Origin of the sequence: Mycobacterium sp., from assembly GCF_049585075.1 — a bacterium.
GTDB lineage: Bacteria > Actinomycetota > Actinomycetes > Mycobacteriales > Mycobacteriaceae > Mycobacterium.
In genome coordinates, this window is the sequence record NZ_JBAUZA010000268.1 from 1 (window position 1) to 25,680 (window position 25,680).

Consider the following 25,680-nt stretch of genomic DNA (forward strand, 5'->3'; position numbering starts at 1 on the left):
AGCCGGCCGACGCGTCGCCTCGCGCCACCTCCTCGGCGCAGCGCAACGCGGTGCCCGCAGGCAGCTCCAGCGCGCCGACCTCTACCGGCGCACCAGCCCTCAGTAGACCCGAGTCGCGCAGTGCGCCAACCAATTCGGCGGGAAGTCGGCGGCCCGAGTCGATTTCGTCTGCCATACCACGGGCCAGATCGGCGATCTCGCGGGCCCGTGACAGGACGGGCACGGTGGCGACTTCGGTGTCGTACATGCGGCGGCCTCCGCTTCTTCAGGCTCTTGCAGGCGGTTCAGTCACGTTACCACTACCGGTTCAATTTCTGAACCGGTACATTGTGGGAACCATGGACTACCCGGATCTGTCGCACCGCTTCGACGGCGAGTCCGTTGCCCGGGCTCTGGAGGTCGTCGGCGAACGCTGGACACTGCTGATCCTGCGCGAGGCGTTCTTCGGGGTGCGTCGTTTTGGCCAATTGGCGCGCAACTTGCAGATACCGCGGCCCACGCTGTCGGCGCGGCTGCGCACCCTGGTCGAAAACGAGCTGCTGGAAAAGGTGCTCTACGCGCGGGATCCCGATCGGCACGAGTATCGCCTGACCGCCTCCGGACGAGACCTGTTCGCCGCGATCGTGGTACTCATGCAGTGGGGCGATCAACACCTTCCGAATCCCGACGGTCCGCCAATCGTGTTGCGCCACCAGCCATGCGGTCATGTCGCTGAACCGGTGTTGGTGTGCGGCCATTGCCGGAAAAAGATCACCGCGCGCAACATCACCCCCGAGCCTGGACCCGGCTTCCGCTAGGCGACCCGAAAAACCGGGTAGTGCTCGACGATCTGCTCGAAGTCCTTAAGCGGCGCGTGGCGGTCGATTGGGAAGAACGGCCGTGCGCCCGGGGCCAGTTCCAGGTAACGACGCAAGATCGCTGCGCGGTTGTCGGACCGGTCCTCCACCAGGGACACATCTTCGTGGCGACCGTGTCGCAAAACTGCACGGCCGTTAGCGCGCAGGTTGCGCACCCAATTGGTCTTGTGGCCAAGCATGGCCACAAGATAGCGCTGGCCCTGGTAGTCGGCGATCACCACCGGAAACGAAATCACCCGCCCCGACTTGTGGCCTTGTACGTCGAGTGTCGCCGCCCCGGTCGGCCCGATGCCGGCCGCAAAACTCAAGGCGCCCAATCGGTTTGTGATACGCGCTGACCATCCGGGCCGTCCACCGCGATACTGCCAGCGTTGGATCGCGCTTATACCTCCACGCAGCACGGGTTCACACTACTGCGGTCAAGCGACAGTTACATCTGGGCCCAGACGATTTTCGTCTGAAGGTAAGTGTCGATGCCGGCCTTGCCCGACTCATAGCCCCAGCCGGATTGCTTGTATCCGCCGAACGGCATCGAGTGGTCGAACTGCATCTGACAGTTCAGTCCAACGGTTCCGGCCTTGAGCCGCTTGGCCAATCGGTGTGCCCGGCCGAGGTCATTGGTCCACGCGGTGGCCGCCAGCCCGTAGGTGCTGTTGTTCGCCAGCGCGACGGCTTCGTCCTCGTCGTCGAACGGCAGGATCGTGACGACGGGACCGAAGATCTCCTCCTGGAACAGCCTGCTCGAATTCGGGTCGACCTTGGTGACCACGGTTGGGTGCACGAAATAACCCTTGCGGTCCAGCCGGTGCCCGCCGGTGACCAGTTCAACGCCATCGAATTTCCCCTGCTCGAGGTAGCCCAGTACGCGGGTGAGCTGCTTCTGGCTGATCAGCGGACCGACCATGGCGCCGTCGTCTTTGGGCCCGCCTAGCTGCATGACATTCGCCATGTTGGCGATGCCCTCCACGACCCGCTCGTACACACCACGTTGAGCGAAGATGCGCGAGCCGCACACACACGCCTGACCGGAGTGAATGAACGTGCCGAACGACGCCATCGGGATCGCCAGGTCCAGGTTGGCGTCGTCGAAGATCACCACCGGCGACTTGCCGCCGAGTTCGAGGGTGACCTTGTTGAGGTTGCTGTCCGCGGCCGCGTGCACGATCGCCCGGCCGACTTCCGTCGACCCCGTGAAGGCGACCTTCTCGACATCGGGGTGCGCGGTAATGGCCGCGCCGGCAGTGTGGCCGTATCCGTTGACCAGGTTGACCACGCCCTCGGGCACTCCGGCCTCGGCCAAGATCCTGTCCAGAACGAGCGCCGAAAGTGGCGTCTCCTCAGCGGGTTTGACCACGCTGCTGCAGCCGGCGGCAAGCGAGGGCGCGAGCTTGGCGCAGAAGTTGAAGACCGGACCGTTCCACGGGAAGATCAGCCCCACCACGCCGTAGGGCTCCCGCAATGTATAGGTGTGCATGTGCGAGTCGATACCGGTGAGGCCGCCGGTGTTCACGTCACGCGAGATCCCGTCGATCTTGGTGCACCAGCCGGCGTAGTAGCGAAACCACTCGGAACCGACCTTGGTGATGATCTGTGCTTGAGCTGGCGGGATGCCGGCGTTGAGCGATTCGAGCTCGGCAAGAATGTCGGCGTTCTCATCGATCAGGTCGGCGACCCGCCACAGCACCTTTGCCCTGTCGTAGTCGGGCAGGCCGGACCAGACGCCCGACTCGGCGCTCGCCTTGGCACGCGCGACGGCGTCGTTGATGGCTTCGGGGCCGCAATCGGTGAACTCGGTGATCTGCTCTTCGGTGGCGGGGTCGATGATCGGAATCACGTCTCCGGTGCCGGGTCGCTTACGGATCTCCTCCAACACAGCCTGCACCGTCATAGGTGTATCCCTTCTCGCCTCGTTGCGACTCTATCTATGTAGAGATAGATTCACGAGTGTAGCTCAGAGCCAGTGCGGTCCAGGAGCAGGGCGGCTCGGCACATCGAGATCGACGTCAGAGCGAATTTTCGCGGGCAATTCTGACGCTGGCGTCGATCTCGTGGTTGAGATCCGATTGCGACGACGCAGCGGACCAAGCCCTACTTCCAGGCGAAGACTGGTTGCTCCAGCTCGTCGACCGGATCGGGGCGCCCCTCCAGACATAGCCAGCGCAACTGCAGCAGCACCGCACCGGTCGGTGCGTGGATGAGGTCGTTCCCCAACGGAATTTGCACAACCGGCCGACGGCTTTCCGGGATGGTGATGAATCGTGGCGAATCAGCGCGCTGCAGTTGGTGGAGCCCGACTCGGTAGACCGCCACGACCTCGTCGGGCGCCGGTCGCGGGTCGAGCCGTCCGCCACCCCAGATCACAACCGGCGTGATGACGTATCCGGACCGCGTCGGATAGTCGTCGAGTAGTCCCAACACGTTCGGGGCGGCCAGTTCAACCCCGACTTCCTCGTAGAGCTCCCGCAGTGCCGCGTCGACCGCGCTTTCTCCGGGGTCCACACGCCCGCCGGGAAGTGCCCACTGTGCGGCGTGCGAAGTCAGTCGAGAGGCCCTGCGGCACAACAGGAAAGCGGCACCGCCGGACACATCGACCATACGGCCGTCGAGTCCGGCCTCCGGCATCGGGCGTCCCCCGATCCAGTCGTCGACCGGCGCCGGATCAATCCTGTCCTCTCCGACCTCTGAGTCGACGAGCACTATCGCCACCGCCGCGTGCCGCTTCATCGGGTCGGCAACGACGCGACGATCGTGGCCTGCCAAACGCTCGCCGATCTGCTCGCGCAGCACCTCGTCATACGGGATGGGCATGCCCCGAGCCTAGGGCCAGGGCTATGCCGTCCAAACCCGCGGACTACTCGTTGCGTATCGGTAGCCGGAAAGCTGAACAGTCAGCCGATTGTCAAATGTTCAGTGGTGGTCAGCCGTGCCCGGAGCCGCAACCGACACCCGGAAGACATCCGTTACCACCCGGCACGCCACCCGGGCCCCAGAACTGCCCGCCGGAGCCGCAACCGACACCCGGGACGCAGCCTTGCCCGCCCGGACCGCCACCGGGACCGTTGTCTTGGCCACCGGAGCCACAATTGCCGTTGGCGTCGCAGCCACCCCCGCCTGGCTCTTGCGCGAAGACGACGTGCGTGGCTGCGGTGCCAGTCATCGTCGGGCCAGCCGCGAAAGTTTCAGCTGCTGCCACAGGCGTAACAGCAATCGCCGCAGCAACAGCTCCACCAATCACCAGCGGTTTCATCAGGTTGAATTTCGCTAACATGCGCGCCGTGTACCCACTTCCACACACGTGCAAAACATCGTCGCAGTGGTGAGATAAGCGGTGTGACATATGACAAGGACCGCACCGGCCTAGTGGTGATTGATCTGTACAACGACTTCATTTCCGAAGGCGGCAAGGTATGGGATCGCCTCAAAGGAGGACGTTCGAATACGGAACATGGGGTGGACAACTCCGTCGGGAGTTCGAACCCCAGCCGGGCGATGTCGTCGCGCAAGAGCATTGGTGTTCCAGTGGTTTCGCCAATACCGATCTGGATGTTCTGCTCAAACGGCATGGCATTCATCAGCTGATCATGATGGGACTTATTGCCCACACTTGCCTGGAAGCAACTGTCCGGTACGGCGCCGAACTAGGCTATGAAGTCACGGTGGTCAAGGATGCGACCGCTAGTTACTCCGACGAAGAGATGCACGCGGCACTCGAAGTCAATATCCCTAACTACGCCACCGCAGTGATCTCGGCAGTCGAAGCCGTCGAAGCGATTTCGTCGTTGGGCTGACTCAGCAGCGGTCGTCTGTGCGGTGCGCGATCTGGAAGATGTTGCCGAACGGATCGCGGACCATGGCCCGCCTGTCGCCGTAGGGGGTATTGAGCGGCGCCTCCAGGCTCATTGCTCCTGCGGTGAGGGCCCGGTCATAGACCACACCCGCATCGTCGACGTAGACGTAGAGAAAGGCGGGGAACAGTTCGCGCTCGTCCGCCGAGGTCACCATGACAATAGAGTCACCGATGCGCACTTCCGTTGGACGTCCGGCTTGCAGCTGGCCGACGGCATCGAAGACCGCGCGCAGGAACTCGACCGCTGCTGCGGCGTCGCTCACGACCATGCGCGGTGTGACCGAGTGGAATTCCGCAGGTCGGTCGACCTTCATGGTGCGGCCTCCTGATCGTGTCTTAGTCGCGGTGGTTGGTGATGTTGACGACGTTGCCGTCCGGTGCTCGCACGAAGAACCGGCGCAAGCCCCATGCCTCCGTGCTCAGTGGATGCACGATTTCGTAACCGAGTTCCTTGGCTTCTGCGTAGGCGCTGTCGATGTCATCGGTGCAGACTGAAATGACGGAGTCTTCAGCGGCGGTGGCATCGCTCGTTACGAGCTGAACGAACGCTCTGGAGTCGGCAGAGGTGTACCGGGCGACCCACCCCATGTTGAACTGCTCGTTGGTCAGCCCTAGGTAGTCGGTGTAGAAGCCCTTAGCTGCTTCGATCTCAGCCACGCGAAGGTTGGCGATGACTTTGGTCGCTTGCACTAGTCAGGCCTGTAACGGCTCGCCGCGGTAATCGCCGAACGACCATTGGTTGCCCTCGGGATCGCGGACGGCGAATTCGCATGCACCGTAATCTGTTTCGCCAAGTGGCCGTACGACCTCGGCTTTGTGCTGAAGGACCCGCTCATATAGTGCATCCGGATCGGCAGCCACGATGTAGCCGCCTGCGGTGCCGGGTTCGCGGCACCATTCGCTATTCGGCTTGTAGCTGCCGAGCATGATTCCACCGCTTCCCTCGGGCCAGTGCAGTTGCGCGTGGTCAACGGTGTCCCCGTCGCCGTAACGCGCCGTGAGAACGAAGCCAAAGGTATCCACGTAGTAGTCGATCAGCTTCGGCGCGTTATGAGCTTGCAGCGTCAGCCACACGGTCGGATTAGGAGTAGTCATACTCCCAGTCTGATCCGGAGGCGTGGCCCCCGTCTTGAATGTTTCGGAACTCTTCGGCAACCCAGCGCCGTGGCGGGGCGCCCGCGAATCGGACGAATTCGCGGCTCAAGTGGGCCTGATCGCTATAGCCGGTGTCCATCGCGACGGCGGCCAGATCGATTGGCGCACGCCGGCGCACCGACTCGGCGATCCGCGCGGTCGCGTGCTCGAAGCGCATCAGCATCGCGACGGTCTTTGGCGAACGACCGACTTCCCGCTGAAATAATGTCGTTAAATGTCTGGCGCTCAACTCAACTCGCTCGGCAACTGCGCTCACCGGAGCTCTGCCGCGACTGCGCTGCAGCAGATGCCACGCATACGCCACTTCGGGACGAACCGTCGAACGCTCGCGGCGTGTTCGCGCATCCACTAAGAACTCCACGACCAAGCCGAACACATCTCGCCAATCGCCTGCACCGCTTACGCGGTCACGCAGCTCGATGCCTCGTCGCCCTAATACGACGGTGCCGTCGTAGTCGCTCTGACTCAGCTCGGCGCTCGGCATTCCGAACAATGCGCGCGAGGCGAGCGGGTGCACCGCCAACTGCACGCCGGCTTGGCCGCGTCGTTGTCGCACATGCGCGGCCTGCACTTGCAATCCGCCCAGAATCAGGGGGTTAGCTCGTGCGGTTGGAAGGGCTTCGGCGGTTTCGGCCGCCTCCACTCCGTCATCAAGGCTGACGATGAAGGTCAGCGTTGATGACGGCATGCCACGATGCGCCTCGCCCGGAGTTTCCAGGGCACGGTATCCCACCATGGACGCAACCCCGGGAGCGCTCCGCGGCCGCGCGGTGACGAATTCCCAAGTGCGCCCCGGCTCGTCGGCAACCACGAGTCCTACGGTAGCCGCTAACCTGACTTCTGTGGGCAGCCAGCGAGTACCTGGTGGGGTGGTGCACAAGCTGCCCGCAGATTTGCGTGAGGCGCTGATAGCCAACGACGAAGCGCTCGCCGCGTGGACCGACATCACGCCCTTGGCGCGCAACGAGTTCATCTGCTGGGTCGACGACGCCAAGCAAGCCGTAACCCGAGAGCGCCGCATTCGCCGGACCCAGGAAGAGCTGGAAGAAGGCAAGCGTCGGCCGTGCTGCTGGCCGGGATGCCCGCACCGCGAACGCACCGGCAGGTAATTCGGCGCGCGACGCTTGAACCGATCCCTTTACGTGCGTGCGATGCAGTACTACGCTCTGTGGTACTACGTCGCATAGTAGACATCTCGCCTGCCTAGTTGGGCGAGTTGCCGGCCGCGTAGCTGCGGTTTCGGCCGTAAGGAGATGGTCGCTATGAGCCTGCGCCTGGCGAATATCGCAGCGCGCCAAGCCCACGACATCGATGCGCGCTATCACCCGTCGGCGGCGGTGCGGCGCGAGCTCAACAAGGTTTTCCCGACACATTGGTCGTTCCTGTTGGGTGAGATCGCGCTGTATAGCTTCATTGTTTTACTGATCACCGGCGTCTATCTGACGCTGTTCTTCGATCCGTCCATGACCGAGGTCACCTACAACGGTGTGTATCAGCCATTGCGCGGCGTCGAGATGTCGCGGGCCTACGCGTCGGCACTCAACATCTCCTTTGAGGTCCGCGGCGGGCTGTTCGTGCGCCAGATTCACCATTGGGCCGCACTGATGTTCGCCGCCGCGATCATGGTGCACTTGGCCCGCGTCTTTTTCACGGGCGCGTTCCGCCGGCCGCGCGAAGCCAATTGGGTCATCGGTGCCTTGTTGCTCATCGTGACGATGTTCGAGGGCTACTTCGGCTACTCGCTGCCCGACGACCTGTTGTCCGGCATCGGGTTGCGGGCTGCGCTGTCGTCGATCACGTTGGGGCTACCGGTGATTGGCACTTGGTTGCACTGGGCGCTGTTCGGCGGCGACTTCCCCGGCGACGTGTTGATCCCGCGGCTTTATGCGATCCATATCTTGATCTTCCCCGGCATTATCTTGGCGTTGATCGGGGCGCATTTGGCGTTGGTGTGGTTCCAGAAGCACACTCAGTTCCCCGGACCCGGACGCACCGAGCACAACGTCGTCGGGGTGCGGGTGCTGCCGGTGTTCGCCGTCAAATCCGGCGCCTTCTTCGCGCTGATCGTGGCGATCTTGGGCCTGATGGGCGGCCTGTTGCAGATCAACCCCATCTGGAATCTGGGGCCCTACCGGCCTTCTCAAGTTTCCGCGGGCAGCCAGCCGGACTTCTACATGATGTGGCCAGAAGGGTTAATGCGCCTTTGGCCGGCATGGGAGCTCTACATCGGCCATCACACCGTGCCGGCAACGGTTGCTGTCGCGCTGATTATGGGCCTGGTGTTTGTCTTGCTGACGATCTATCCGTTCCTGGAGAAGCGGTTTTCCGGCGAAGATGCCCATCAGAGGTCCTACCACAACCTGTTGCAGCGCCCACGAGATGTACCGGTGCGCACTGCAATCGGAGCCATGGCGATCGCCTTCTACTTGGTGCTCACCCTGGGCGCGATGAACGACATCATCGCGTTCAAATTCCACATCTCGCTCAACGCGACGACCTGGATCGGCCGGATCGGCATGGTCGTGCTGCCGCCGATCGTCTACTTCATCACCTACCGATGGGCTATCGGGCTGCAGCGCAGCGACCGCGCAGTGCTCGAGTACGGCATCGAAACCGGCATCATCAAACGCTTGCCGCACGGCGCCTACATTGAACTGCACCAGCCGCTCGGGCGGGCGTTGCCGCTGACGTACCAGGGCGCCCCCGTGCCCACCAAGATGAACAAGCTCGGCTCGGGCGGCTCGCCGGGCTCCGGCAGCTTCCTGTTCGCCGACCCGGTCTCCGAAGACGCCGCGCTCGCTGAGGCGAATCATGGCGCCGAACAACGCGCCCTCACCGCACTGCGGGATCGCTAGCAAACGCTGCCGGCTTGCGTACGTCTAACCGCATTGAGTGTGATCTTCGGCTTCTTTGGATACATGGAGAAGACCAGCTGTCACACGGAATGGGGTCGACCATGAAGCCGATATCGCCGACCGATGCGCTATTCCTGATCGGTGAATCACGCGAACACCCGATGCACGTGGGATCGCTGCAGCTCTTCGAGCCGCCCGAGGACGCCGGGCCTCACTTCGTCCGGGAGTCCTACCAGGCCATGCTCGAGTGCACGGACGTGCAACCGACCTTCAGCAAGCACCCCGCGTTCTTCGGCGGAGTCACGAACGTCGCGTGGTCCTTCGACAAGGACGTGGACCTGGACTACCACCTTCGCCGCTCGGCACTCCCCGAGCCTGGACGTGTCCGCGAGCTGTTAGAACTCGCGTCCCGGTTGCATGGCAGCCTGCTCGACCGTCATCGTCCGCTGTGGGAAGCACACCTCGTCGAAGGTCTTGAAGACGGCCGGTACGCCGTCTACACGAAATATCACCACTCGCTGATGGACGGTGTCTCCGCGCTGCGGCTGATGCAACGCGCTTTTTCGACAGACCCCGACGATGACGAGGTGCGGGCCCCGTGGAGCCTTGGCCCACGCGGCGGCCACACGGCCAAGACGGACAAGCACTCGCCGTCGCTGCTCGAACGAGTCAGGGGCGCCACCGGATCGGCGTTGGCATTGGCACCTTCCACGTTAAAGCTCGCGCGAGCAGCGCTGCTCGAACAACAGCTCACCCTCCCCTTCCGGGCACCCCGCAGCATGTTCAATGTTCGGATCGGCGGCGCCCGACGAATAGCCGCGCAGTCCTGGTCGCTGGAACGCATTAAAGCGGTCAAATCGGCCGCCGGCGTCACGGTCAACGACGTCATACTCGCGATGTCGTCGGGAGCCCTTCGTGCCTATCTGCTCGATCAGAACGCGCTGCCGGATGACCCGTTGACCGCGATGGTGCCGGTCAATCTGCGCAAGGACAGCGATGACGGCGGCGGCAACATGGTCGGGACCTTCCTTTGCAACCTGGCGACGAACCTCGACGACCCGGCGAAGCGGCTCGAGATCGTCAGCACGTCGATCCGCGACACCAAACAGGTGTTCCAGCAGCTGCCGGCCGTTCAACAGCTGGCGTTGTCGGCGTTCAACATTGGTGGGTTGTTCTTTGGGCTGATCCCCGGCTATCTCTCAACTGCCTCACCGCCGTTCAACATCGTGATCTCAAACGTCTCGACCGGTCGACCTGAACCGCTTTACTGGCGTGGTGCGCGGTTGGATGGCAACTATCCGCTGTCGATCGCGCTGGACGGTCAGGCGGTGAACATCACCGTGACCAACAACGCCGACAACCTCGACTTCGGGCTTGTCGGCTGCCGACGCAGCGTCCCGCGTTTGCAGCGCCTGCTTGGTCACTTGGAGACGTCACTAAAGGATTTGGAGCGCGCCGTCGGCGCGTGAGCGGACACCCAGGGAATTCCAAGGAATCCGCTACCGCCCGCGCGCATGGTCGGGCCTCCATGTGGGTACGACTGAGTGAACAGTTGTTTCGGTTTACCGACGAGGCGACTGAACACAGTCAATGTGGGAGGAATTTCTCATGCCAGAGGTCGAACTTCACCACGACGGGCACCCGCGTTATCGACGAATGGTGCGCTTCGACTGGTCGGAGACCCCGCTGCACTGGGTGCCCGACGACCCCTTCGCAACCCACATGATGAATGTGCTGCACCTACTGCTCCCCGAGGGCGAGCGCCACTTCATCAAGGCGGTGCTGGAAGCGTCGTCGCTGGTCGACGACCCAGAGCTGGAGGCGGCGATCAAACCGTTCATCCAGCAGGAGTCCTGGCACGCCTGGGCGCACCAAGTGGTACTAGACCATCTGGCCGAACAGGGCATCGACACCAAGCCGTACACCTCCCGACTCCGGAAAACGCTGTCGGTGTCGCTGGGTGATCCGCCGAAATTCTTCCCGCCGGCGTTGAAGCGCTGGTGGTTGTACCGGCGGCTGGCCGACGTAGCGGCGCTGGAACATTACACCGCGATGTTGGGGCAATGGGTGTTGCAGAACCGAGGTCTGGATTACGCGGGCACCGACCCGATGATGCTGGATCTGCTGCGCTGGCACGGCGCCGAGGAGGTGGAACACCGCTCGCTGGTGTTCGACGTCTACCAGCACGTGTGCGGCAACTACTTCATCCGAGCCTTCTCGATGTTGATGACCACCCCGCTGTTTTTCGGGTGGTGGATTGCCGGCGCGAAATACCTGATGGCCCACGACCCCACCATCGATCAGAAATGGCGCTGGCGAGATTGGCTGCGTGCGGCCCGCGAGTACAAGTTGCCCGGTCCATGGCAGCTCATGGTGACCCAACCCGCCCGGTACATGCGGCCTCATCATCATCCAGGTCCCGAAGCGGTCACGACGATGGCCGTCGAGTACATCAAGAAATCACCGGCAGCGAAGGCCGCCCGCGAACGGGCTCATCTAGAAGGGAAGGTCGCAGTTCGATGAGAGTTTCTGTGGACCTCGACACCTGCGACGGCAACGGCGTCTGTATGAGCCTGTGCCACGAGGTTTTCGACGTACGAGAAGACGGCCTGCACCTGCTCCAAGAGCAGCCGTCGCGGGAATTGCGCGGACCGTTGAGGGCCGCCGAAGTATCCTGCCCCACCCAGGCGATAGTGGTGGAGGACTGAGGTATGCCCACCAACCGCCAGCTACAGCAAGTCGTCGTCGTGGGTGCCGGCGTCGCAGGGATGCGGGCGGCGGAGACGCTGCGACAGGACGGCTACGACGGTGAGCTCACTATCGTTGGCGCCGAACGGCACTCCCCCTACCATCGGCCGCCGTTGTCGAAGAAGCTGCTCAGCGGTCAGGTGCACCGAGCGGGCATCGACATGGCACCGCAGCTCGACATGGATGCGCGGGTGCTCAGAGGGGCGACTGCGGTAGGCCTGGACGTGTCCGCACGTACCGTCCAGGTCCGCGACGACGGCCAGAACATGTCCTTGGGTTTCGACGGAGTTGTCATCGCGAGCGGCGCTGAGCCGCGCGAATGGCCAGGTGGCCCGGCCCCCCAGGGAGTACTTCTGCTGCGGACTGTCGAGGACTGTCTGGCCATTCGACAACGACTCGCCTCATGTCCTCGTGTCGTGGTGGTTGGCGGCGGGTTCATCGGCAGCGAGGTCGCCGCGACCTGCCGATCGCTGGGGCTGGATGTGACGCTCGTTGAGAAGGCCTCCGGGCCGCTGGTTCAAGCATTGGGTGCGGAGCTGGCGCCTTGCTGGACGAAGTTGCATCGCGAGCATGGAGTGGACCTGCGCGTCGGCGTGGGTGTCGACGGATTCGTCGGCAACGGGCAGGTGGAAGCCGTTCGACTCACCGACGGTTCGCAGGTCCCAGCCGATGTCGTCATCGTGGGTCTGGGGGTCACTCCCACCACCGCCTGGCTGGAAGGATCGGGTCTGCATTTGGACGACGGGGTGGTCTGTGATGCCACTGGTGTCGCCGAAGGCAACCACGGCGACGGCATGATCGTGGCCGCCGGGGATGTGGCGCGCTGGTGGCATCCGCTGTATGAGCGGCACTTACGTACCGAGCACTGGGATGACGCCGGACGTCAGGGCGCGGCTGCGGCGCGCACGTTGCTGGCCGGCCCCGAGCATGCCGAAGCCTTCGACGCGGTGCCGTATTTTTGGTCCGACCAATATGACGTAAAACTGCAGATGCTCGGTGTTCCAACCGATTACGATGCGGTCGACGTAGTTGAAGGCGATGCCGACGGCGGGGAGTTCGTCGCCGCGTATGGGCGTGGTGGCCGCACCATCGCGGTATTGGGAACGATTCCCAATCGGCTGCATGCCTACCGCAATGCCATCAGCGACCGTGCGGACTTTCCGCCGAAGCGGCCGGACTAACCCCTCAGATTTTTATCGACGGTAGCAGTCGTGTCAGGTTCCAGAGCTGATTGCGTCTGGCCGATAGACACGAAATCGTCAGTCCGGCCACTGCGATGCCGATCAACACGATCACCGCTTGCCATAACCGGACATCGATGCCACCGAGTATGAGCTGACGTAATCCGTTGACGCCGTAGGTCATCGGGTCAAAGCGATGCAGTACCTGGAATGGCTTCGAAGTGGTCTCCACCGGATACATGCCGCCGGCGCTGACCAGCTGCAGCATGAGTAACGCCATGATCAGCACGCGCCCGACGGCAGGGCCGACGAGTGCGTTGATCGCCTGCGTCGCTGCGACGAACGCGCAGGAAATCAGGATCATGAAGACCAGCATCGCGACCGGATGAACGGCATGCATCCCGAGTGCGAATCGCACTACGCCATACAGGATTATCGCTTGTACCATCCCGATCACCGCTGCGGGTAGATAGCTGGAAAGGGCCACGCGAAGGGCAATCACCTCTGCCGCGATAGCGCGGTTCTGCAAGGGCCGCAGCACCATCCACAGCACGAGCGCACCGAAAAACAGGGCGAGGGTGACGAAGAACGGCGCCATGCCGGTACCGAAGTTAGGTGCGGCGTTCTCATGTGTGGTTTCCAGGTTAACCGGACCACCGATGGTGTCGGCGACGGCTTCTTTCTGTTGGGTCGTCCAGTTGGGCACCTGCTTGGCGCCTTCAGCAAGCTTGGTGGCCAGCTCGGCCGAACCCTGCTTGAGTTGCGCGGTGCCGGATGCCAGCTGTTGAGCTCCGTCGTCGAGTTTCGCGATACCGCTTGCCAATTCAGCGTTCCCGGAAGCGAGCTGCTGGGCTCCGTTGCGCAGCTGGTTGAGCTTGTTCGTCAGCTCCTGTCCTTTGCTGCCGACTTGGTCGAGGGCCGATTTCAGCGGGCTGCCGGGTGCACCCAGCGTCGCACCCATCGCGATCGCGGCGTTTTGCGCGTCGGTGAGCTGCTGACGAATCTGCGGCGTGAATTGGTGCTGTCGGAGCTGGTCTTGTATCCCCCGCAGCGTCCCTGCGGCGGTGCTCGCTACCGGATCTTGGCTTGCGGAAAGCTGATTGACCACCGAGGTGAGTCCGTTAGCGGCGGCGTCTTGCGCCAGGGCGATGGCATTGATCTGGTCGGCGGCTTGCTGCATCGCGGCTGAACCCTGGCGCAGTTGATCGGTGTTGCCGCCGACTGTCGAGAGTGCCTTGCTCACCGCGAGCAGCGGGTCGGTGGCCTCGTTGATGCCGTCGGAAAGCTGCTTGGCGCCCGTGGCAAGCTGAGCCGAGCCGGACCGTGCGGTGTGTAGACCCGCTGAAACCTGACCGGCGCCGTCATCGACTCGCACCGCTCCGTCGGCGAGTTGCTTCGCCCCGTCAGCGGCCTGCTTGATTCCTGAACCGGACGAAACGACCACGGACAACACCTGATTGACCGCCTGCCCGGATATCCGGCTCGATACGGCGTTGAGTACCTGGCTGATGGCTGTGCGACCGATGCTGGTGGAGATGTAGTTGTTGGCATCGTTGTACACGGCGATGAGGTTGGCTTGCCGAGGTTGCCCGGTGACTGGCGACGCGATCGCCGCGCTGAAGTCGGGCGGCAACTCGAGCATGAAGTAGTACTTGCCGTGTTCGACGCCATTACGGGCCTCGTCGGGGTTTACGACGTGCCAGTCCAGGCTGCGGTCGGCCGTCAGCCCTTTGGCGATCTCGGAGCCGGCGTCGATTTGCTGCCCGGACACAACGGCACCGCGGTCTGAGTTGACCAGCGCGACAGGCATCTTGTTGACATGGCCGAAGGGATCCCAGTACGCCCACAGATACAGCGCCCCGTACACCAGCGGAAGCAGCATCAAGACCACGATCGCCGCGCGAGTCATCCGGCTGCGGCCGAAACGCTTTATTTCCGAACCAAATGCGAGCCCGGCAAGCATCGTTAGTCCTTTCCCGCCAGCGTGCGGTGATCATGTATGGCGTGGTCGGGGGCATCGGTGCCCAACGGGTTGGTCACCCCGACAACGACGGTGCGTTGTGCGGCGATCGCGCCGAGCCGCTCGACCGCGATGGCCCGCCGCGAGTTGTCGCGAACCTGCTCGAGGTCGCCGACCACAAGGATCGGTCGGTTGGAAAACAGTGCGAGAGTGATTCGCAGCAAGAACAGTTCTAGGTCGGACAGCTCCACGATGTAGGACTCGACCGACGGCGGGGGCAGCTCGCCGAATACTTCGCCCAGTTCGGGCTGACCGGACTCGACCGGCACCCGCGCGTACCACGGCGCCAGCCACCTGCGCTGTTCGGCCAGCACAGTCTGCACTGTCACCGTCTCCTCGAGGTCGTCGATGTCAGCGAATGCCGCGATCGAGCAGTGCCGGCGGATCGCGCGTGGTTCCGAATCCCCGAGCACGGCCACCGTGCCGTGCGTGGCTTTCAGTCGGCCGGCAAGTGTCAACAGCAGAGCCGTCTGCCCAGGTCCGCCCGGCATTTGGATGGCGTGGAACCCAGCGGTGAGCGTCAGATCGATGTCCGAGAAAAGCGGCCCGTGCTCGCCGTCCACGCCCAGCCCGGTGGCGGTGATCAGCGTGGCCGGCGCGGCAGCATCCTGCTCGTCCTGTGCGTCCATTGGATTTGCTCATTTCTGCGGTCGCGGACGTTAGGTCCATTCGACCAAAACGTGCGGCCTCAATGTGAGCTTGTGTCCGAATACGCGGCAGTCGAAGTGCGTGGTTTACGGTACCGGTGCGCTTGAGGCGCGACTTGGCCACGGCCGCGCCGAGACCGGCGCCGCGCTGCGTCAGCTCACGCCGCAGTAGCGAATGTGCTGGAAAGCGCTGTGCGTTACGGGTGTTCGTCGAGCCACGAGATCACATTGGGATCGGCACATGCCGAGAGAAGTGACCTGACTACCTCCGCATTTGGGCGACGCAGCCAGGTCGAGCGCCCTGCGCCAGTTATCCGGGAGTTGGCGCGCCCGGTTCCGGCGGAAGCTTCTGCCAGCCATCTGCATCGGAATAGGTCCAGCCGCAGGGCGCATACTCCATGTGAAACCAGCCGGAATCGCCGGATGTCCAGCACTTCGGCCCGTTTGGGTCCGGCGCATCAGGGTCGGCAAGGGCGACCGCGCTGCCGCTGCACAGCAGAGCAGCCGTGATGCCCCCGACAATCATGAATTTCTTCATCCTCCGATTGTTTTCGCCTCCGCGGTGTTCGTCAAATCGAAACGGCAAATTCGTTTGCTGCTGAAAGTACTGGGGCCCTCGCCGGCGACGAGACATGATGGGCGGATGACCACCGAGATCCGGGTTCTCAACAGCGAGGACGACCTCGTCGCCGCGGCAAACTTGTTTCGCACCGCGATGGTCGGATTCCCGCCGTTGCCGAGCCTGGCGCCCGGTCGGATCACAAAGCTACTCGAGCCGGGTCGTACCGTTGGAGCATTCGCCGACGGACAACTCGTTGGTACCGCGGATGCGGTGACCAGTGCACTGACCCTGCCCGGTGGAGCGGTCGTGGGTCACGCGGCGGTGACACATATCGGGGTGCTGCCGTCGTTCACCCGAAAAGGGATAGCCACCGAGCTGATACACCACCAGCTGCGTGACATCGCCGCACGGGGTGAAGTGGTCGCCACATTGCGGGCTTCGGAGGCGACGATCTATGAGCGATACGGCTACGGGGTTGCGAGTTCATCGCAGAGCGTGGAGGTTCAGACGGCACGCGCCGCGCTGCGTCCCGACGTCGGACCCGGCGGCCCGGTGCGCTTGATCGACGCGGCGCAAGCCTGGGACATCCTGCCCCGGATCTACAGCGAGAATCGTTCGACCCGACCAGGAACCATCGATCGCCCCGAGGTTTGGTGGGAAGGCCTGCGACTCCGCGCCGAATCCGCCTCGGGTGCTTCCTATGTCGCGGTGCATGGCGAGACGGGATCAGAATCCGGTTTCGCCCGCTACCGCCCTATCGACACCGAGACGTGGTTTGTGAGCGATCAACGCACCATCGTTGTCGAGGACTTCTTTGCGCCCACCATCGAGGCCTACCTTGGGCTGCTGCGGTTCCTGCTTGGACTCAATCTCGTTGACCGGGTGATGTTCTGGATGCTGCCCGTCGATGATCCGCTGCCTTGGCTTCTTGTCGATAGACGGGCCGCGCGCGTCACCGCGACACATGACGAAACGTGGCTGCGCATCATCGATGCACCAAAGGCATTGGCCGCCCGCCGATATGAGGGCGACGATGTCATCACTATCGCCGTCAGTGACCCGCTCCTGCCGGACAATTCAGCGACCTTCACCATTACCGGCGGTGGTGTCGAGCAGACAGACATTCGCCCCGAACTGCACGTCGGTATCGAGGGGCTGGCCTGCGTGCTGCTGGGTGGCGCGACGTGGCACAGCCTCGCCGCCGGCGGCCTGGCCCAGACTGACGACCCGGCGGCGCTTACCGTCGCTGATCAGCTGTTTGCGGTGCGCAGTGCGCCCTATGCCGGGTTCTTCTTCTAAAGGGCCGATTCACAAGCCTGATGGCTAGGATTTCCTCTTGTGCAAATAAGTCTGATGGCGAACCTGTCCAATACGTCTCCTGTCGAGAGCTGTATCCGTGATCTCACCCAGGCGCGCGACGAGGGGTTCGCCCGTGTCTGGATGACGCAGATGCCCTTCGACCTCGACCTACTCACCTTGCTTGCCGTCGCGGTGCGTGAAGTGAGCGACATCAAGGTTGCCAGCGGGGTTGTGCCGATCCAGAATCAGCATCCGATGCTGATGGCGCAGCGGGCGCTGACGCTCAACCTGATCGCCGGCGGGCGATTCACTCTCGGTGTCGGCGTCACCCACCGCACCGTGACCGAGGGCATGTGGGGAATCTCCTGGGATCGATCGGTGCGCCGCCTCAGCGAGTATCTCGACGGCCTGCTTCCGCTGCTCGCCGGCCAACCGGTCAATGCGACCGGCGAGATGCTGACAACCAGAGGCGCGCTGCAGATTCCCACCGCCCCCGCACCCGACGTCTACGTGGCGGCGCTGGGTCCACAGATGCTGCGGCTAAGCGGCCGACGCACCGCCGGAACGATCACCTGGATGACCGGACCGAAGACGCTCAAGGAGCACATCGGGCCCACCATGCGAACCGCGGCGGCCGAGGCCGGCCGGCCTGACGGAGCTGTCAGCGTCGCCGCGGCGCTGCCCGTCGCCGTCACCGATGACGTGGCTGCGCTGCGTGCACTGGCCGCGGAGCAGTTCGTGATGTACGGCCAGTTGCCCTCGTACCGGGCGATGTTGGATCGCGAAGGCTATGCCGGGCCGGAAGACGCCGCGCTGATCGGCGACGAAGCCACGGTGCGCGATCGACTCGATGAGGTCCGCGCCGCGGGCGTCGACGAGTTCGTCGCGATTACGTTCGACCCCTCGCTCGAGGGTCAGAACAGGACGCGAGCGCTTATCCGTTCTTTCTGATCAAGCGGGCGTTAAGGATTCAGCCTTCTTGACCGGTGTGGGCCATGGCGAGGGGACCGGTCGTTGCCGGACGATCTGTGGCCACCAGAACCACTTGCCCAGCAGCGCGGCAATCGATGGCGTCATCAGCGACCGGACGACAAGCGTGTCGAAGAGCAGACCGAGACCGATTGTGGTGCCAACCTGGCCGATGACGGTCAGCTCACTGACCGCCATCGTCATCATCGTGAAGGCGAAGACCAGCCCCGCCGAGGTAACTACCGATCCGGTGCCGCCCATCGATCGGATGATCCCGGTGTTCAAACCCGCGTGAATCTCCTCTTTGAAACGGGACACCAACAGCAGGTTGTAGTCGGCGCCGACCGCGAGCAGGATGATCACCGACATGGCGAGCACCATCCAGTGCAGTTCTATGCCGATGAGGTGTTGCCAGATCAGCACCGAAAGCCCGAAAGATGCTCCCAGCGAAAGCACGACGGTGCCCACAATGACCGCTGATGCCACCACGCTTCGAGTGATGATCAGCATGATGATGAAAATCAGGCACAGCGAGGCGATTCCAGCGATCAATAGGTCATAGTTGCTGCCGTCACGCATATCCTTGAAGGTGGCCGCGGTTCCACCGAGGTAGACCTTCGAACCCTCCAGCGGTGTGCCTTTGAGCGCCTCGAAAGCCGCCTTTTTGATCGCGTCAATATGCGAAATGCCTTCCGCGCTCATCGGATCGCCGTCGTGGCTGATGATGAATCGCACGGCGTGGCCGTCGGGCGACAGGAAATTCTTCATGCCCTTCTTGAACTCCGCGTTGTTGAAGATCTCCGGGGGCAGGTAAAAGGAGTCGTCGTTCTTGGATGCGTCGAAGGCCTTGCCCATGGCGCTTGAGTTCTTCTGAGACTCGTTCTGCTGATCCTGCAAGCCCTTTTGGCTCGAATACATGGTCAGCATCATCGTTTTCATGTTTTTCATGTTTTGGATCATCTCGGGCATCAGCGCAGTCAATTGCGGCATCAATGTGTCGAGGTGATCCATAATCGGCAGCAAGCTCTGGATGTCATCGGTCATCGTGTCGATGCCGTCGAGCCCGTCAAAGACCGACCGGAGCGACCAGCACACCGGAATATCGAAGCAGTGCTTTTCCCAGTAGAAGTAGCTGCGGATGGGCCGGAAGAAGTCCTCGAAATCGGCCATGTGATCGCGTAATTCGGCGACGTCGATGGTCATGTCGTGCATCTTTTTGACCATCGCATGCATATCGTCGGACATCTGCTGGGTCAGGCTCTGCATCTTGACCATGCTGTTGATCGTTATCTGCATCTCGTCGGCCTGCTTGAGCATGTCGGCCATCTGATCTTGTTGGTATTTCTGATTCATCTGCTGGCTGACGCCCTGCATGCTGATCTGGAACGGGATCGAGGTGTGTTCGATCGGCGTGCCCTGCGGCCGGGTGATGGCCTGCACGCGACCGATCCCGGGCACCCGGAAGATCGCCTTGGCGATTTTGTCGATCACCAAGAAATCCGCGGAATTGCGCAGATCGTGGTCGCTTTCGATCATCATCAGCTCGGGGTTCATCCGCGCCTGCGAGAAATGCCGATCCGCAGCGGCGTAGCCGGCGTTCGCGGGCAGATCAGCGGGTAGGTACTTGCGGTCGTTGTAATTCGTCTGGTAGCCGGGAAGGGTCAGCAGGCCGACAAGCGCCACCGCGATCGTGACTATCAAGATCGGGCCGGGCCATCGGACGACGAGGGCGCCGATCTTGCGCCAACCGCGAATGCGCTGTGTTCGCTGAGGTTCCAGCGTGTTACGGAAGCGGGACGCCACCGAAATGACTGCGGGGCCAAGCGTCAACGCCGCGCCGACCACGACCACCATCCCGATTGCCAAGGGGATTCCCAGGGTCTGGAAGTAGGGCAGGTTGGTGAAGTGGAGGCAGAATGTCGCCCCGGCGATGGTCATACCCGACCCGAGCACGACGTGTGCGGTGCCGCCGAACATTGTGTAGTACGCGTCTTCTCGCGATTCGCCGACGGCCCGGGCTTCCTGATATCGACCGATCAAAAAGATCGCATAGTCGGTGGCCGCCGCGATCGCCAACGTGACCAACAGGTTGGTCGCGAATGTAGACAGCCCGATGATCTTGTAGTAGCCGAGGAAGGCGACCATTCCGCGCGCAGCTGCGAGCTCGAACATGACCATCGCCAACGTCAGCAACATGGTGACGATCGACCGGTAGACCAGTAGCAGCATCGCGATGATCACCAAGAACGTGACGGTGGTGATCAGCTGCAGGCTGCGGTCGCCGGCGATGTGCTGATCGGCTGACAGCGCCGCGGGTCCGGTGACGTAGGCCTTGACCTCGTTGGGTGTCGGCACGCTTTTGACGATCTGCTGTACGGCCTCGACCGATTCGTTGGCCAGAGCTTCGCCCTGGTTACCAGCGAGATAGACCTGGACGTAGGCAGCCTTGGCGTCGTTGCTTTGCACACCCGCCCCGCTTAGTGGATCGCTCCACATGTCCTGGACGTGCTCAACGTGTTTGGTGTCGGCGTCAAGCCTTTTGACGATCTGGTCGTAATATGCGTGGGCGTCTTTGCCGAGGGGATTCTGGCCCTCCAGCACGATCATCACCGAGCTGTTCGACTTGTACTCGTTGAACACCGCGCCCATGTGCTTGGTCGCGATAACCGATTGCGCATCATCGGGGCTCATCGACACTGAGCGCATCTGCCCAACGATGTCCAGCTGCGGGACGACGGTGTTGAGCACCGCGATGATCGCGATCCAGCCGAGAATCACGGGTACGGCGAACCGCCGGATGAGCCGTGGAAGCGCCGGACGCACCGCGTGTTTGGCGATAGGCAGGGTGTCGGTGCGGGCGTCGTCGATGCTTGCGCTCATGCGGATTTCACCATGCAAAAGGTCAGGGCGTGCACGCCGTCGGATTCTTTCTCGGCCTTGACTTCGTCGTCGATGGTGATGCGGCAACCCAGGTGGTCACCGTCGCTTTGTGCAGAGAGGTTCGGGAAGACCGAGGGGGCGGTTGTGCTGAGGACCAGCGTCCAGGGCAGTGGCACGTCGTCGATCCGCTTCGGGTCGGCGGACAGATCCAAGTAGTTGACGTTGGCGTGGTTCGCCGAGCCCCAAATCTCGTACTTGACGACCTTCGGCTTGAACGGTTTGGAATCGTCCATCCGTGCGCTGGTCAGCGGGCGGGCGTTCTCGGCGCCAAAGAACGACTTGACGCGGGCCACCGCGAAGCCGCCGACCACTACCACCGCAACGATCAACAACGGCAACCAGGCGTTGCGGAGAACCTTGGAGATCTGCACCTAGGTGAGTTCCTTCCTGGTCAGGCAACAGCTATGTGGTCGGCTAGTGGAACACGTGGCGGCACAATCGGTTTCGGTGGTTGCAGTGGTACCCCCGGCGCCGGCGCGCCTTGCACAACGCAACCGTCGTCGGGTAGCCTCGGTTAGGCATACTACATACTGTGCATAATTTGCAGAATGTGCAAGTTTTAGTTGCGGTGTTTCACGTCACTTCGTGAAGATGCTGTTGACCAAGGCGGCGGCACGCTCGACGTACGGCATCGGGGTGTCGTGTGCGTCCTTCGGCTTGCCTTTGGTCCAGCGCTCGATGCCTGAACGGATGGCCGTCAAAGCCAGCGCAGCAATCAATACGGCCATCTCGTTGTCAGGCCGCATTTTCTGGCGGCGGACGACGATCTCGGTCAAGTGGTTTTGAAACCGCTCAAAATCGGCAAGCAATGCCGACAACACCGCCGGGGTTGTCTTGGCGAGTTCCAGCATGCCAGCGCATAGTTCGCGGTCGGGCGGCATGTCACGAAGATGGTGCGCAGCCAAAGCGATCAGTTCGGCCAGGACAACGGAATATGGGGCAGGTCCGGCCGCGACGAAATCGGCGACCAATTCAGGCGGTATGTCGGAGGGGCCGTAGGCGATCGCCGACTCTTTGCTTGGGAAGTAGTTGAAGAACGTGCGCGACGAAACTCCTGCCTCGGCGCAGATCTCTTCGACGGTCACTTTGTCGTAGCCACGTTGGCGCGCCAGCCGCACCGCGGCGTCGCGGATGTCCGCACTGGTCTGTCGACGACGTCGCTCGCGCAGACCCAACTGAATGCCCACCCACCCATAGTTGCACGTACTGCAAATATTGCAGCCAATGGGCGTGGTTAAGCCACCCGCGGAGCCGGGCTATCGATCACCGAGTATTCGGTGGCGTCGCCGGAGACCACCCGACTCTGTTCACCGTGGACGCTCACCGGGATGTCGCCGGCCAGCGTAATCCGATGCATCCGCCGGGGCTGGTTACCGTAATCGGAGACCGCGTAGTGTTGGGTCGCGCGGTTGTCCCACATCGCGACGTCGCCGAGCTCCCAGTTCCATCGAATCGTGTTCTCCAGCCAGGTAATACGGTCCTGGAAGATCCGGAACAAGGCTTGTGACTCGCTGCCGGTTACCCCCAGAATGCGCTTGACGAAGTTACCGAGGAGCAGCGATCGTTCGCCGGTCTCGGGATGCACCCGCACCACCGGATGGTGAGTTTCGAAATGGGTCGAATGAAACTGGTTGGCGTACTTCAACACCGCGTCGGGGTTTGCCTGCATCGCCGCCAACTTAGCCGGATCGACTTGGGCGTAGTCGAACTCGTTGCTATGCATCGCCCACAAGTTGTCGGCGAGGCGCTGCAGAGGTTGCGGCAACTGCTGATAGGCGGCCACCGTCGAGGCCCAGGTAGTGGTGCCGCCGTAAGGCGGCAATTCGACGGCGCGCAGGATCGAGGCCTTTGGCACCCGGTCAACAAAGGTGACATCGGTGTGCCACCGGTTGGCGCCGCCGCCCTCCACAGCCTCCAGTCGCATAACCCGGCTGCCGTCGAACTTCAACGTGGGGTGCGGAGTCGTGGGGACACCCAGGCTCTGCGCGAAAGCGAACTGTGACTCGTCGTCGAGGTGGTCCTGACCGCGGAAGAACAACACCTTGTGCTGCGCCAGCGTCTGATTGATCGCGGCCGCGGTTTCGGCGTCGAGCTCACCGAGGCGTACCCCGTCGACACGCGCACCGATGTTCTCGCTCAGCTTCACCACACGCAGATCACTACTCATGGCCATCCCTTCCAAATTTGGGTTGTGTAGCCAACTGTCTACACTGCTGTTGTCCGCTACTGTACACACATGGCTACACCGGAGGCAATAGTTGCGGACGCCCCGAAACCGCTGGGCAAAGAGGAGGTGGTCGCCGCCGTGCTGGCAGCGGCCAGCGAGCTGTTCGCGGAGAAGGGCCCGGCTGCGACGTCGATTCGTGAGGTCGCGGCCCGGGCCGGGGTAAACCACGGGCTGCTGCATCGCCATTTCGGGAGCAAACGTCGACTGCTCGCGGCGACCCTGCAGCACCTCGCCGATTCCGGGGATGAGCTGCGCGAGTCGGGGGCACCGGCAGCGCAACTCGAGGCCACGCACGAACTTCACGCGCGCGTCATGGTGCGATCGGTACTCGACGGATTTCCCGTCGAGGAACTCCAGCAGCGGTTCCCCGGGATGGAGCGATTCCTCGCGCAGGTGCGCTCCACCGTCAGCGACGACCGGCAGGCACGGTTGTTGGCTGCCCACGCGATGGCGCTTCAATTCGGGTGGGGGCTGATGGCCCCGACCTTGCGGGCCGCCTTCGGCCTAACCCTCGGCGACGCCGAGATCCAGGAGGCCGTCGCCGAGCAAACCGCGAAAATCATTGCGCCGCAATGACCAGCCACGGATGGCCGTGCCCGATCTGTTGCAGCTGGCCTTCGGGCGCTAACGTCGTTGACACAGATGACGGAGGTTTGTATGGCCGGGCAAATCCCATTGGTCGACTATTTGGTGCTCGACGACGGTGATCCCCACCTAGTGGCGCAGGAGTGCACCAGCTGCGGGGCCCGGTTCTTCGACCGACGCAACGCTTGCGCCGGCTGCTTTGCGACCGGGTTCAAGACCGTGCCGGTGGCAACCGAGGGCACGGTGCGGGCGTTCACGATCGTCACGTTCGCCGCACCGGGCATCCCGACCCCGTTCGTCGCGTCGGTGATCGACTGCGACGGCACCCAGGTGCGTGCCAACCTCGTCAACGTCGAGCCGGATCCTGAGCACGTCCGCGATGGCATGAAGGTGCGGCTAGCCACCTTCCCGATGGGGACCGATTCCGAGGGCACCGAGGCGATCGGCTTCGGCTTCGAGCCCGCCACATAACAAAGGAGCAGCGACGATGAGCGCCAGCGACGAGATCTGGATCCTGGGGATCCGCATGACCAAGTTCGGCAAGCATGCCGATCTCGACACCGTGGACCTGGCCGCCGAAGCCGCGACCGGCGCGCTCGCCGATGCCGGGGTGACCATGGCCGACATCGGGGTGATCGCGGCCGGAAACCTGATGGCCGCCAACGCCGGTATCGGGCAACAGCTGCAAAAGCAGATCGGGCAGACCGGCATCCCGGTGTACAACGTGGCCAATGCCTGTGCGACCGGAGCCACCGCGCTACGAACCGCGATCATGGCCGTCAAGGCCGGCGAGGTGAAGTACGGGTTGGCGGTCGGCGTGGAGAAGTTGTCCGGCGCAGGCCTTCTCGGTGCGGGCGGGTCGAAGAAGGCCGACGCCGACGTCTGGGCGCCGAAGGGCCGCTACGGCGCGGTCGCACCGGTCGACGGGCGGATCGGCACCGAGGCCATGCCGGGGGTTTTCGCTCAGATCGGCACCGAGTATGGCCACAAGTACGGCGGCACGAGTTTCGAGCTGTTCGCCAAGATCAGCGAGAAGAACCACTCCCATTCGACGCTGAATCCGCTTGCCGCCTACCAAAAGAAGTTCACCCTCGAGCAGATCATGAATGACGTCATGATCGCCTACCCGAACACGCGCCCGATGTGCTCGGCGAACTGCGACGGTGCTGCGGCCGCGGTCGTCTGCAACGGCGAGACGTTGAAGTCGTTGTCGCTCGAGCAGCGACGGCGTGCGGTGAAAGTCGCGGCGTCGGTGCTGACCACCGACCCTTACGAGGCGGGTTGCCAAGTCTTGCCGAACGTCAACACCCTGACCCGCAAAGCCGCGGCAACCGCGTATGAGAAAGCGGGCGTGGGCCCGAGCGATCTCGACCTGGTCGAGCTGCACGACTGTTTCGCCACTGCCGAGCTGGTGCACTACGACAACCTGATGCTCTGCGAAGAAGGCGGCGCCGCAGACTTTTTTAACTCCGGTGCCACCTGGCGGGACGGCGCCACCCCGGTCAACGTGTCAGGTGGGCTGCAGTCCAAGGGTCACCCGATCGCGGCTACCGGCATCGCGAACATCTGGGAGATCTGCCACCACCTTCGCGGGGAGGCCGGCGACCGGCAGATCGAGAACGCCAAGGTGGGGCTGGCTCATGTGATCGGTTTGGGCTCCGCGTGCGGCGTCCACATTCTGGAAAAGTCAGCGGCCTAGTCACGCGAGAGTGCCGGTAGCGACGGCGTTACTCGAGAATCGTGTCGCTAGTTGCACTTTCGCGAGCAGCCACAGTCCAGCAAGAAGTC

General features: G+C 63.0%; 29 protein-coding genes. 13 read left to right on the forward strand and 16 right to left on the reverse strand.

The window, feature by feature from the left end:
* Positions 1 to 247, reverse strand: a 247-nt coding sequence (locus WB785_RS12640) for an acyl-CoA dehydrogenase family protein (RefSeq protein ID WP_424079594.1), incomplete at its 3' end; no start/stop codon positions are given.
* Positions 248 to 338: 91 nt separating this feature from the next.
* Between WB785_RS12640 and WB785_RS12645 the strand changes: the two genes are divergently transcribed.
* A complete protein-coding gene (locus WB785_RS12645) occupies positions 339 to 797 on the forward strand; it encodes a winged helix-turn-helix transcriptional regulator (protein ID WP_424079595.1) in 459 nt (152 codons plus the stop codon).
* Here the strand turns inward: WB785_RS12645 and WB785_RS12650 are convergent.
* The 4 genes from WB785_RS12650 to WB785_RS12665 all read right to left on the reverse strand — a co-directional run bounded on the left by WB785_RS12650 (position 794) and on the right by WB785_RS12665 (position 4,104).
* Positions 794 to 1,174, reverse strand: coding sequence for a nitroreductase/quinone reductase family protein (locus WB785_RS12650; RefSeq protein ID WP_424079597.1), 381 nt, complete (start codon positions 1,172 to 1,174; stop codon positions 794 to 796). The genes WB785_RS12645 and WB785_RS12650 overlap by 4 nt on opposite strands.
* Before the next feature lie 113 nt (positions 1,175 to 1,287).
* Positions 1,288 to 2,745, reverse strand: a complete 1,458-nt coding sequence (locus tag WB785_RS12655) for an aldehyde dehydrogenase family protein (RefSeq protein ID WP_424079599.1) — start codon at positions 2,743 to 2,745, stop codon at positions 1,288 to 1,290.
* A gap of 200 nt (positions 2,746 to 2,945) precedes the next feature.
* Entirely contained in the window at positions 2,946 to 3,665 is a 720-nt protein-coding gene (locus tag WB785_RS12660) for an NUDIX hydrolase (protein ID WP_424079601.1), read from the reverse strand.
* 109 nt (positions 3,666 to 3,774) lie between these two features.
* Positions 3,775 to 4,104: a PE-PGRS family protein gene (locus WB785_RS12665; protein ID WP_424079603.1), complete on the reverse strand. Its 330-nt coding sequence runs from the start codon at positions 4,102 to 4,104 to the stop codon at positions 3,775 to 3,777.
* A gap of 160 nt (positions 4,105 to 4,264) precedes the next feature.
* Between WB785_RS12665 and WB785_RS12670 the strand changes: the two genes are divergently transcribed.
* Positions 4,265 to 4,645, forward strand: a complete 381-nt coding sequence (locus WB785_RS12670) for an isochorismatase family cysteine hydrolase (RefSeq protein ID WP_424079604.1) — start codon at positions 4,265 to 4,267, stop codon at positions 4,643 to 4,645.
* Position 4,646: 1 nt separating this feature from the next.
* On the opposite strand, the gene WB785_RS12675 is transcribed toward WB785_RS12670, so the two are convergent.
* Genes WB785_RS12675 through WB785_RS12690 form a run of 4 tightly spaced genes read right to left on the reverse strand, consistent with a single transcriptional unit; the run spans position 4,647 to position 6,595 of the window.
* Positions 4,647 to 5,018: a VOC family protein gene (locus tag WB785_RS12675; RefSeq protein ID WP_424079605.1), complete on the reverse strand. Its 372-nt coding sequence runs from the start codon at positions 5,016 to 5,018 to the stop codon at positions 4,647 to 4,649.
* Positions 5,019 to 5,040: 22 nt separating this feature from the next.
* On the reverse strand, positions 5,041 to 5,394 hold the full coding sequence (locus WB785_RS12680) for a VOC family protein (RefSeq protein ID WP_424079607.1): 354 nt from the start codon (positions 5,392 to 5,394) through the stop codon (positions 5,041 to 5,043).
* Positions 5,395 to 5,397: 3 nt separating this feature from the next.
* On the reverse strand, positions 5,398 to 5,799 hold the full coding sequence (locus tag WB785_RS12685; RefSeq protein WP_424079608.1) for a VOC family protein: 402 nt from the start codon (positions 5,797 to 5,799) through the stop codon (positions 5,398 to 5,400).
* On the reverse strand, positions 5,786 to 6,595 hold the full coding sequence (locus WB785_RS12690; protein ID WP_424079697.1) for a helix-turn-helix domain-containing protein: 810 nt from the start codon (positions 6,593 to 6,595) through the stop codon (positions 5,786 to 5,788). Before WB785_RS12690 ends, WB785_RS12685 begins: the two co-directional genes overlap by 14 nt.
* Before the next feature lie 106 nt (positions 6,596 to 6,701).
* Here WB785_RS12690 and WB785_RS12695 point away from each other — a divergent pair, with 106 nt between their 5' ends.
* The 6 genes from WB785_RS12695 to WB785_RS12720 all read left to right on the forward strand — a co-directional run bounded on the left by WB785_RS12695 (position 6,702) and on the right by WB785_RS12720 (position 12,643).
* Positions 6,702 to 6,968 (forward strand): YdeI/OmpD-associated family protein, encoded by a 267-nt coding sequence (locus tag WB785_RS12695; protein ID WP_424079610.1) that lies wholly within the window; start codon positions 6,702 to 6,704, stop codon positions 6,966 to 6,968.
* A gap of 153 nt (positions 6,969 to 7,121) precedes the next feature.
* Entirely contained in the window at positions 7,122 to 8,714 is a 1,593-nt protein-coding gene (locus tag WB785_RS12700; RefSeq protein ID WP_424079611.1) for a cytochrome b, read from the forward strand.
* A 101-nt stretch (positions 8,715 to 8,815) separates the two neighbouring features.
* Entirely contained in the window at positions 8,816 to 10,183 is a 1,368-nt protein-coding gene (locus WB785_RS12705; protein WP_424079612.1) for a WS/DGAT/MGAT family O-acyltransferase, read from the forward strand.
* 139 nt (positions 10,184 to 10,322) lie between these two features.
* A complete protein-coding gene (locus WB785_RS12710; RefSeq protein WP_424079614.1) occupies positions 10,323 to 11,237 on the forward strand; it encodes a metal-dependent hydrolase in 915 nt (304 codons plus the stop codon).
* Positions 11,234 to 11,422 carry a ferredoxin gene (locus WB785_RS12715; protein ID WP_424079616.1) on the forward strand — a complete coding sequence of 63 codons (189 nt, stop codon included), beginning with the start codon at positions 11,234 to 11,236 and terminating at the stop codon, positions 11,420 to 11,422. The genes WB785_RS12710 and WB785_RS12715 overlap by 4 nt, the downstream gene beginning before the upstream one ends.
* A gap of 3 nt (positions 11,423 to 11,425) precedes the next feature.
* Positions 11,426 to 12,643: an NAD(P)/FAD-dependent oxidoreductase gene (locus WB785_RS12720; protein ID WP_424079618.1), complete on the forward strand. Its 1,218-nt coding sequence runs from the start codon at positions 11,426 to 11,428 to the stop codon at positions 12,641 to 12,643.
* Positions 12,644 to 12,647: 4 nt separating this feature from the next.
* Here the strand turns inward: WB785_RS12720 and WB785_RS12725 are convergent, their stop codons facing one another.
* From WB785_RS12725 to WB785_RS12735, 3 genes are all read right to left on the reverse strand, one after another.
* Positions 12,648 to 14,606 carry a YhgE/Pip family protein gene (locus WB785_RS12725; RefSeq protein WP_424079620.1) on the reverse strand — a complete coding sequence of 653 codons (1,959 nt, stop codon included), beginning with the start codon at positions 14,604 to 14,606 and terminating at the stop codon, positions 12,648 to 12,650.
* A gap of 2 nt (positions 14,607 to 14,608) precedes the next feature.
* Positions 14,609 to 15,292, reverse strand: coding sequence for a hypothetical protein (locus WB785_RS12730; protein ID WP_424079621.1), 684 nt, complete (start codon positions 15,290 to 15,292; stop codon positions 14,609 to 14,611).
* A gap of 328 nt (positions 15,293 to 15,620) precedes the next feature.
* The gene (locus WB785_RS12735; RefSeq protein WP_424079623.1) at positions 15,621 to 15,848 is read right to left on the reverse strand and encodes a hypothetical protein; all 228 of its coding nucleotides are present in this window, start codon (positions 15,846 to 15,848) and stop codon (positions 15,621 to 15,623) included.
* Positions 15,849 to 15,953: 105 nt separating this feature from the next.
* On the opposite strand from WB785_RS12735, the gene WB785_RS12740 reads away from it, so the two are divergent.
* Positions 15,954 to 17,171, forward strand: a complete 1,218-nt coding sequence (locus WB785_RS12740) for a GNAT family N-acetyltransferase (RefSeq protein ID WP_424079625.1) — start codon at positions 15,954 to 15,956, stop codon at positions 17,169 to 17,171.
* 54 nt (positions 17,172 to 17,225) lie between these two features.
* Positions 17,226 to 18,122: a TIGR03564 family F420-dependent LLM class oxidoreductase gene (locus WB785_RS12745; RefSeq protein WP_424079698.1), complete on the forward strand. Its 897-nt coding sequence runs from the start codon at positions 17,226 to 17,228 to the stop codon at positions 18,120 to 18,122.
* Here the strand turns inward: WB785_RS12745 and WB785_RS12750 are convergent, their stop codons facing one another.
* The 4 genes from WB785_RS12750 to WB785_RS12765 all read right to left on the reverse strand — a co-directional run bounded on the left by WB785_RS12750 (position 18,123) and on the right by WB785_RS12765 (position 23,247).
* Entirely contained in the window at positions 18,123 to 21,020 is a 2,898-nt protein-coding gene (locus WB785_RS12750) for an RND family transporter (RefSeq protein ID WP_424079627.1), read from the reverse strand.
* Positions 21,017 to 21,451, reverse strand: a complete 435-nt coding sequence (locus WB785_RS12755) for an MmpS family transport accessory protein (RefSeq protein WP_424079629.1) — start codon at positions 21,449 to 21,451, stop codon at positions 21,017 to 21,019. The genes WB785_RS12750 and WB785_RS12755 overlap by 4 nt, the downstream gene beginning before the upstream one ends.
* A gap of 207 nt (positions 21,452 to 21,658) precedes the next feature.
* Entirely contained in the window at positions 21,659 to 22,267 is a 609-nt protein-coding gene (locus tag WB785_RS12760; RefSeq protein ID WP_424079631.1) for a TetR/AcrR family transcriptional regulator, read from the reverse strand.
* 47 nt (positions 22,268 to 22,314) lie between these two features.
* Positions 22,315 to 23,247, reverse strand: coding sequence for a TauD/TfdA dioxygenase family protein (locus WB785_RS12765; RefSeq protein WP_424079633.1), 933 nt, complete (start codon positions 23,245 to 23,247; stop codon positions 22,315 to 22,317).
* Positions 23,248 to 23,316: 69 nt separating this feature from the next.
* Between WB785_RS12765 and WB785_RS12770 the strand changes: the two genes are divergently transcribed.
* From WB785_RS12770 to WB785_RS12780, 3 genes are all read left to right on the forward strand, one after another.
* A complete protein-coding gene (locus tag WB785_RS12770; protein ID WP_424079635.1) occupies positions 23,317 to 23,883 on the forward strand; it encodes a TetR/AcrR family transcriptional regulator in 567 nt (188 codons plus the stop codon).
* Between the two features lie 81 nt (positions 23,884 to 23,964).
* On the forward strand, positions 23,965 to 24,363 hold the full coding sequence (locus WB785_RS12775; RefSeq protein WP_424079636.1) for a Zn-ribbon domain-containing OB-fold protein: 399 nt from the start codon (positions 23,965 to 23,967) through the stop codon (positions 24,361 to 24,363).
* 16 nt (positions 24,364 to 24,379) lie between these two features.
* Positions 24,380 to 25,591 (forward strand): thiolase family protein, encoded by a 1,212-nt coding sequence (locus tag WB785_RS12780; RefSeq protein WP_424079637.1) that lies wholly within the window; start codon positions 24,380 to 24,382, stop codon positions 25,589 to 25,591.
* The last annotated feature ends 89 nt before the right edge of the window (positions 25,592 to 25,680 follow it).